The sequence below is a fragment of the Deltaproteobacteria bacterium genome (assembly GCA_016931625.1).
In the GTDB taxonomy this organism is placed as follows: domain Bacteria; phylum Myxococcota; class XYA12-FULL-58-9; order XYA12-FULL-58-9; family JAFGEK01; genus JAFGEK01.
The window spans coordinates 1-8,247 of the sequence record JAFGEK010000137.1 but is presented as its reverse complement, the minus strand read 5'-3'; the positions used below and the strand labels follow the sequence as shown (position 1 = coordinate 8,247).

The 8,247-nt window shown below is 36.7% G+C and carries 6 protein-coding genes; 5 read left to right on the top strand and 1 reads right to left on the bottom strand.

Annotated features, from left to right (window positions below; all coding sequences use genetic code 11):
- From JW841_11660 to JW841_11645, 4 genes are all read left to right on the top strand, one after another.
- Positions 1 to 1,251: DnaJ domain-containing protein (locus JW841_11660; protein ID MBN1961593.1), on the top strand; the 1,251-nt coding region annotated here is incomplete at its 5' end.
- A 100-nt stretch (positions 1,252 to 1,351) separates the two neighbouring features.
- Positions 1,352 to 2,923, top strand: coding sequence for an AmmeMemoRadiSam system protein B (gene amrB / locus JW841_11655; protein ID MBN1961592.1), 1,572 nt, complete (start codon positions 1,352 to 1,354; stop codon positions 2,921 to 2,923).
- A gap of 19 nt (positions 2,924 to 2,942) precedes the next feature.
- Positions 2,943 to 4,181, top strand: a complete 1,239-nt coding sequence (amrS, locus tag JW841_11650) for an AmmeMemoRadiSam system radical SAM enzyme (protein ID MBN1961591.1) — start codon at positions 2,943 to 2,945, stop codon at positions 4,179 to 4,181.
- Positions 4,182 to 4,223: 42 nt separating this feature from the next.
- Positions 4,224 to 6,323: a hypothetical protein gene (locus tag JW841_11645; protein ID MBN1961590.1), complete on the top strand. Its 2,100-nt coding sequence runs from the start codon at positions 4,224 to 4,226 to the stop codon at positions 6,321 to 6,323.
- Positions 6,324 to 6,362: 39 nt separating this feature from the next.
- On the opposite strand, the gene JW841_11640 is transcribed toward JW841_11645, so the two are convergent.
- Positions 6,363 to 7,436 carry a bifunctional methionine sulfoxide reductase B/A protein gene (locus tag JW841_11640; protein ID MBN1961589.1) on the bottom strand — a complete coding sequence of 358 codons (1,074 nt, stop codon included), beginning with the start codon at positions 7,434 to 7,436 and terminating at the stop codon, positions 6,363 to 6,365.
- A 155-nt stretch (positions 7,437 to 7,591) separates the two neighbouring features.
- Between JW841_11640 and JW841_11635 the strand changes: the two genes are divergently transcribed.
- Positions 7,592 to 8,155, top strand: a complete 564-nt coding sequence (locus tag JW841_11635) for a thioredoxin family protein (GenBank protein ID MBN1961588.1) — start codon at positions 7,592 to 7,594, stop codon at positions 8,153 to 8,155.
- Positions 8,156 to 8,247: the final 92 nt, after the last annotated feature.

Genomic DNA, 8,247 nt, shown 5'->3' with positions numbered 1-8,247 from the left:
CGGCCTAATAAACTTCGTCACTCATCATGTCCGGGTTTAGATAAGCATGATTGTCTAATTTTAGTATTACGTTCGTTGGCATGTGCTCTATCAGGCATTTGTCAATTCTCTTCTGAAAATATTGCGCCGAATGATGAGATAGTTGACCCTATAGGTGAAGCCCTTGTCGCAATTATCACTTCAATGAGTGAAAGCCAGCTTGCTGAAGTATGGCAGGCCCGTAAAGATCTATTGGTTAAAAAGAATATTAAATTTGATACTATTTTAAATGCTTGTCGCCAAATCGGTGCACCAGATATTACTATAACTGCCAATAGTATGAAAATTAGCGAATTAACTCACATAGCCTCGTTGGCTCATCAACGCACTATTGCCGCGTTATTATTTTTAGATGGTCTTTCAAAAACTGATGAAACCGCAAACCCTACGGCAGAAACAGTTATACATACTAACATAGAGCAACCTACAGAAAATATAATACCTTCAATGCAATCAAATGATTCTGAACTAATGCGGATTATTAATAATATAAATAAACAAATTGAGAATACTGCCTCGCAAAATTTCTACGAAATTTTAGGCATAAATAGCCAAGCTTCAGTAAATGACATTCGTAAAGTATATTTTGAATTGGCCAAAAAATGGCATGTTGACCGTTTTGCAAATTTAAATATTGATCAAGATGCAAAAAATAAGGTCGAAGAAATTTTTCTTCGTATTAGTGAAGCACACCGAATATTAATCGACCCTGAACAGCGCAAAGCTTATGACTATGTGATTGATCGACACGCACAAGGATTACCCACAGATCCAGGTGAAATCTTTGAAGCTGAAACTTTATTTACCAAAGCCCAAACACTTATACGTCGTGGTCAAGCAGCGCAAGCTTATCCGCTTCTTTTAAAAGCCGTTGAATTAAATAGAGGCGAAGCTGAATTTTGGGTTTATCTTGGCTATGCTTTGTATTGCGCCAAAGGAAGTGAAGCAGCACAACAAGCACAAGAACATATCAAGCAAGGTTTAAAAATTCGTGAACGCCAAGATATCGCCTATGATTTTTTAGGTCGTATTGCTCGTGTTGAAGGTCATAGCGAAGAAGCTCGCAAATATTTTATTAAAGCTCTTGAACTAAATCCAAATAATCCAGATGCTGCACGTGAACTACGCTTAATCCATATGCGAACAGGAAAATATGGGCAACCGCAATCAGGATTTGGTGGCCTAATAGCCCGTTTGTTCAAACGCAAATAATTAGGGGATATCGCTAATAATAGCTTTTTGCATTTCTTTATTTTTAAAATCAAGGCAATATAGCGCAATGTTAGCTACATCGTTGTTAACATTTTCTTTTATGCGTCATTGGTTACTAACTCTAACGGTCTTTTTAGCTATGGCATGTTCTTATAAAAATTCAGAAGCTGAATCATCATCTAAAATTAAACCTAGTGGTCATACACGTATTGCTAAATATGCTGGTAGTTGGTACCCAGAAACTGCTGCTGAGTTAAATTCGATTCTTGAACAATATCTCGCAGAAGTTTCACTTAGTTTTTCTTCGAGTACGCTGGTTGCAGCTATCGTGCCACACGCGGGTCTTCGTTTTAGTGGCAAAGTCGCAGCGCATGTATATGCTCATATACGTCAGCATCCGCCCAAGCGAATTTTTATTTTAGGCCCTTCACATCGAGCTGCTTTCAACGGTATTGCCTTACCTGCCAGTGATCTACAAGCTTATGCAACCCCGCTTGGAGATTTGCAAATTGATCAAACCGCAGTAGAGCTTTTACGAAAACATCATGAATTTAATGGCCCTAATAATGTTCATGAGTCGGAACATAGTATTGAAATGCAGACTATTTTTATAGCTAAAGTTGCACCAGGGGTTAAAATAATCCCTTTAGTGGTGGGTACTATTGGCTCTATTGAGAATAGTCAAAATATTTCTGCTACAATTAAACAATTGCTACAACCTGATGATCTTGTAATAGTAAGTAGTGATTTCACCCATTATGGTAATAACTATGGCTTTTTGCCTTTCACATCTGACATTCCAAAACAATTACAAAATCTTGCAGATAAAGCTACTATCGCATTAAGCACTCCTAATGCAGATGCTTTTACTAAACATATAAAAACAACCCATGATACCATTTGTGGACGTGAGGCTATTTTAATTTTATTAGGTTTATTACCTCAAAATATTCATAGTAAAAGATTAGCCTTCGATACTAGTGGACATATGTTAGGCGATTATACAAATTCTGTAAGCTATCTCGCCTATGCATATAGTTTGCCATCAGGTTGGCCTAGCGCCTCAAAATTAGCCCATAACGATTCTTCTGATAATATACTTGATATCAAACAACAACAGCTAGCATTAGCAATTGCTCGTAAAACACTTTCTCTAGTTCTTGCTCATGAAAATCCACCTTCGGCTACAATACTTGGCGTGCCCGATGATGCTGTTTGGCACCAAAAATATGGCACTTTTGTAACCTTAACTAAAACTGGTAAATTGCGTGGCTGTATAGGTCATATCATGCCAATTTTGCCATTATGGCAAGATATTCGTGATAATGCGATATCTGCAGCGTTAGATGACCCTCGTTTTAATTCTGTAACTCTCAATGAATTATCTGATCTTGACATAGAAATCAGTATTTTAAGCTCACCACAAAAAATCGCTCAGCCTTTAGATTTTAAAATAGGTAAACATGGTATTATATTAAACTATTTAGGTAGACGAGCGGTATTCTTACCACAAGTAGCTCCTGAACAAGGTTGGGATCAACTAACTACTTTACAATATTTATCATTAAAAGCCGGTCTTTCAAACGACGCTTGGCAATCACCACAAGCAAGTTTTGAAGTATTCACTGCACAGGTATTTAGTGAAAAACACTTAAAACAAATGTCACATTAAAAAGCCGCGGGAGTTTTGCATGACGAGATCAGCATATTCACGGCGACGCTTTTTGTCTAAAATATTGCAAAAGGGATTAGGCACTAGTGCATTTATTGCTGGCACCCCTAGCCTAAATTCTATTGCTAATATTTGTGAAACTGCGATAGCTGCTGGCACATTAAGTCAACTAATCGCTACATCGCCCAAAGCAAGATATTATATTGCCCAGAATGACGAAGGTAATTGTACTAGCTGCCATGATAATGCATCATTTGATGCGAAAAAATCTCCTCATAAAAATAGTCTTTCAGTTCGTTGTGTTCTCTGTGCTAATCAATGTCTAATTGCTCCTTTTAATCGTGGACGTTGTAACTCTCGTTATAATGATAATGGTATTTTAAAAACATTGGTTTACGGTAGGCCAATTACTACTCATGTGGATCCGATAGAAAAAAAACCATTATATCATTTTTATCCCGGTAGTCTGGCATATTCTTTGGCAACTTCCGGTTGCCCACTACGTTGCCAATTTTGTCAAAACTGGCAAATATCACAAGCTCGTCCTGAGGATTATAATGTAAGCTATACCCCACCAAAACAAATAGTTGATAACGCAAAAACCATTAACGCTCCAACTATTGCTTTCACCTATAATGAACCTACAGTTTTTATCGAATATATGACAGACATTGCTCGTGCGGCGCGCAGTAAAGGTCTTCATTCAGTATTAATTAGCTGTGGCTATATGACCAAAGAACCTCTTAACGAACTTTGTGATGTACTTGATGCAATCAAGATTGATTTAAAAGGTTTTAGTAAAGAATTTTATCAAAAACTTTCTCAAGCTGATTTAAACGCCGTGCTTCGTAGTATTGAGCAAGTTCGCAAACGAAATCGTCATCTTGAATTAGTTAATCTTGTAATACCAACTCAAAATGATAGCGATGCAATGCTTAAAGGTTTAGCTAAGTGGATTGTAACGTACTTGGGACGCGATGTGCCAATTCATTTTTCACGTTTTCATCCTGATTATAAGCTAGTAAATTTGCCGCCAACTCCAATAGCCACTTTAGATCGTGCTCGAGCTATCGCGTTAAGTGAAGGCATTCATTATGCCTATGTCGGTAATGTGCCTGGACACCCTGGAAATAATACTTACTGCCCAAATTGTAACAAAGTAATTATTGAACGTGTCGGCTTTTTCATTAAAGCTAGTAATCTTAATGGCAATCGCTGCAAATTTTGCAACACGCAGATTGCTGGCGTTTTTTCATAAAAAATGTTTGCCCTTATTTTCACTGGAATACTTTCACTGTTAATGCAAGTCGTACTGCTACGTGAATTACACGTTGCCGCCTATGGTGTCGAGCTTATTTATATTTTTGGTTTAGGCACATGGTTATTTTGCACTGGTTTGGGTGCAATGTTATTTTCTCGTAATATTACCACGCGTCGATACCTTGAATATGTTTTTATTTTTTCAGCTTATGCCATAATTATTACGTTACCTTTAACGCATGAATTACGCAGACTTTTTGCTGATATTCCTGGCAGCTATTTACCAATTTCAATTCAACTTATAAGCACATTATTAATAATTGCCCCAGTTGCAATTAGTTGTGGTATATTATTTCAACTTTCAGCTAGATTATTTATGCAAGCAGGTGGGAATTTTGCGCGCGCTTATGCAATAGAAAGCATTGGTGCGTTATTGGGCGGTGCCTTATCAACACTTTTAATACTACGCGGGATAAGCAATCTTGCTCTTGCCATAATTACTATCTTTCTTGCCTTTTTTGCGGTGTTAGTTTTACATAATTTGGCTAATATAAAACGCTTAGTAATTGCTACTATTTTAATATTAATAATTACGTTATTGTCATTGCCTTTTAGCCCTGAGTTAAATACTTTTCTTATCAGGCGTACTCATACAAACTTAGTATCTACTCATGATTCTGCTTATGGCCGATTAACCTTAACGCAAAACGACAATCAATATTCATTATATATTAATGATACATTATCATATATCGATCATGACCCTGAAGCTGAAATATTTGTAACTCTTGCCGGCATTCAACGAAAACTTTCCAAAACTTTTTTAATTTTAGGCGATGCCGGTGGTGCACTACTCTCACAAACTATGCGTTTTAATCCGCATAAAGCTGTTGCAGTAGAACTCGATAAATTATTTTTTAATACGACCGTGCCGCATTTGCCAATTGCAATACAAAATTATTTTAAAAGTGATCAAGTTCAATTCACTATCGCTGATCCAAGAAATTATATTAAGCAAAGCGATAAATACGATGTAATAATTGTCGGTGCACCTAACCCATCTTCTGGGCAAAGCAATCGTTTTTATACTCAAGAGTTTTTTGATATCTGTGCGCGTCACTTGAAATCCGGCGGTGTAATTGCCTTACGTCTTTCTGGCGCCGCCAACCTTTATACCGCTTTCCAGGCCAAGCTGCTTGCAAGTGTTACACACGCCTTGCAGCTAGCTTTTAATGATATTGTTATATTGCCAGGTGACACTGCAATTCTAATAGGTAGCAATAAACCATTAATACGTAATGCCGCTATACTTTCGCAACATTTAGAACTCTTAAATCCTCAAAGTAATGCGACACCTTCTGCTTTAGTTCACTACTTATATGAAAATGACCGTTTTATCGCCATAAATAAGCTAGCAAAATTAACAACTGTCACCGCCAATAGCGATACACTCCCAATTTCTTATCACTATAATTCTCTGGTTTGGCTAGAACAACTGAGCCAAAGTAACTTTCTATTAGATTTACACAACATGTTTAGCCAACATCACCTGGTTATTGTCGTATCAATATGTTTCATTAGTTTATTTTTGGGCTTATCTCTATTTTTACGCCATCAAAAAGTAGGTCGCTATCTTGCCCTTGCATTTTGTGCTGGTTTTGCCGGTATGGTGTTTGAAGCTATAACAACTGTTAACTATCAAATTAAACAAGGCATATTATTTCAAGATATCGGCATCTTATTGACTATGTTTATGATGGGAATCGCTTTAGGCACTATATTATTATCAAAAAATGCCTACGTTAATCGACGCCTATTAAATATTATATTAATTAGTTTTTGTGCAATATGTTTCGTCTGCGCTTATACTATTCAACACGGTGCTTCATTTAGCCTTATTATTAGTCTATTATTGTTACTCATTGCTGGGAGCTATACTGGTATAAGTTTTGCTTTTGCCAGTATACAAATATCTCAAACTAATAAAACAGCACTTGGTATATTATATGCTGTAGATCTCGCCGGCGGTGCCTTGGGCGCATTCTGTACTGGTATACTTTTAGTGCCTATTATTGGTATACCTATTTCATTATTATTTTGTGCTGTTATAGTAATGGTTTCGCTAATATTTGTGCTTTAACTAATGAAAATATTTAAAATGTAACTTCATTAGCCAATTTCAATCTCGCAAGTAATGACATGTATATCCATTAGGATTTTTAACTAAATAATCTTGATGATAATCTTCAGCTTTATAAAAATTATTAGCTGGTACAATTTCCGTTACTATCGGATTGCGCCAACGTCCAGATCTTTCAGCACGTTGTATCGCTTGTTGAGCGCTTTGTTTTTGTTGATCGTTAAAATAAAAAATTGCCGATCGATATTGAGTACCAACATCGTTACCTTGTTGATTTTTCGTGGTGGGATCATGCAATCTAAAGAATGTATCAAGCAATTCACTATAGCTTAATTCTGCAGGATCAAAAACTACTTTTACTGCTTCAGCATGACCGGTTTTTCCTGTATGTACATCATTATATGTTGGATCTTGACTGTCACCACCAGTGTATCCAACTTCAGTAGCAATAACTCCAGGTAGGTTACGAATTATATCCTCGACCCCCCAAAAACATCCGCCCGCCAGAATTGCTGTCTCCGGATTAACTTTGGCTTCTTTAGTTTTAGGATCACTTTGTTTTTTGGTAAATAAATGAGCAAATTTTCCATAACCTTCTGCAACTAAATTTTCTGCGGGGATAAATCGCAATGCTGCTGAATTAATACAATAGCGCAAACCGCTCGGCCCCGGCCCATCCTCAAATACATGACCCAGATGAGAATCACTTGATGCTGCACGCACTTCGGTACGCTGCATAAATAATTTATTATCGGCCTTTTCTTTAATAATCCGGTTATTAATCGGCTTAGTAAAACTTGGCCAACCTGTACCTGAATCAAATTTATCTAAAGAACTAAATAAAGGCTCACCGGTTACCACATCTACATAAATGCCTGGTTGATGATTATCCCAATATGCATTCTTAAATGGTGGTTCGGTTGCATCTTCTTGGGTAACAGCATATTGTTGCGGGGTTAGTCTTTTTTGCAATTCAGCTAAACGTTGTTTTTCAGAAACATTCATGGCTTTTTGATGTTCCTTTTTTTGCGGAGGATTACACGCAACACTAAAAACGCTTGTAAAAAAACTACTTAGTATTAGCGCTAAGATAATTGCTTTTGTGCTGTACATAAAGATCTCCACATGTATTTATTTAGAGTAAAGCAATCTCACTCATTAATTTAATCATCATTTTATTAAGTGCCGTTATGTAATTATTTTTTTTTGATTTAATGACAATAGCCAATCTTCGACTTATCTTAAATACATTAGTCTAGGAGAAAATCATGGCTATTACACCTTCAGCTATGTTGGCACTTGGTACACCTTGTCCAGATTTTAATCTTCCTGACACCGACGGTCATTTAATTGGACCCCATGATTTTTCAGTAAAACAACCACTTTTAGTAATGTTTATCTGTAATCACTGCCCTTATGTAAAACATATCCGCGCGGCGCTCGCAGTCTTTGGCAGAGATTATGCAAAGCATATTAGCATCATTGCCATTAATGCTAATGACGCTGAAGCTTACCCAGATGATAGCCCTGAAAAAATGGTTATTGAAAAACGAGAAGCTGGTTATATATTTCCTTATCTTTATGATGAGTCGCAAAACGTAGCTAAAGCATTTAATGCAACTTGCACTCCTGAATTTTATCTATTCGATAACAAACGCAAACTTGTCTATCGTGGGCAATTTGATGATAGCCGCCCTGGTAACGGCAAACCAATTTTAGGTAATGATTTACGCGCTGCAGTAGATGCTGTGCTTAATGGCCAACCAATTCACTTTCATCAAAAACCCAGTGTCGGTTGCAGTATTAAGTGGAAGCCAGAAACAACAACTTAGTTTCTAATTATTAGACATGATTACGAATAAACTCTCACTTCAAATTCCCAGTTTCAAGTTCTCTGTTCTTTAAATCTTCATTTTTTTAACTG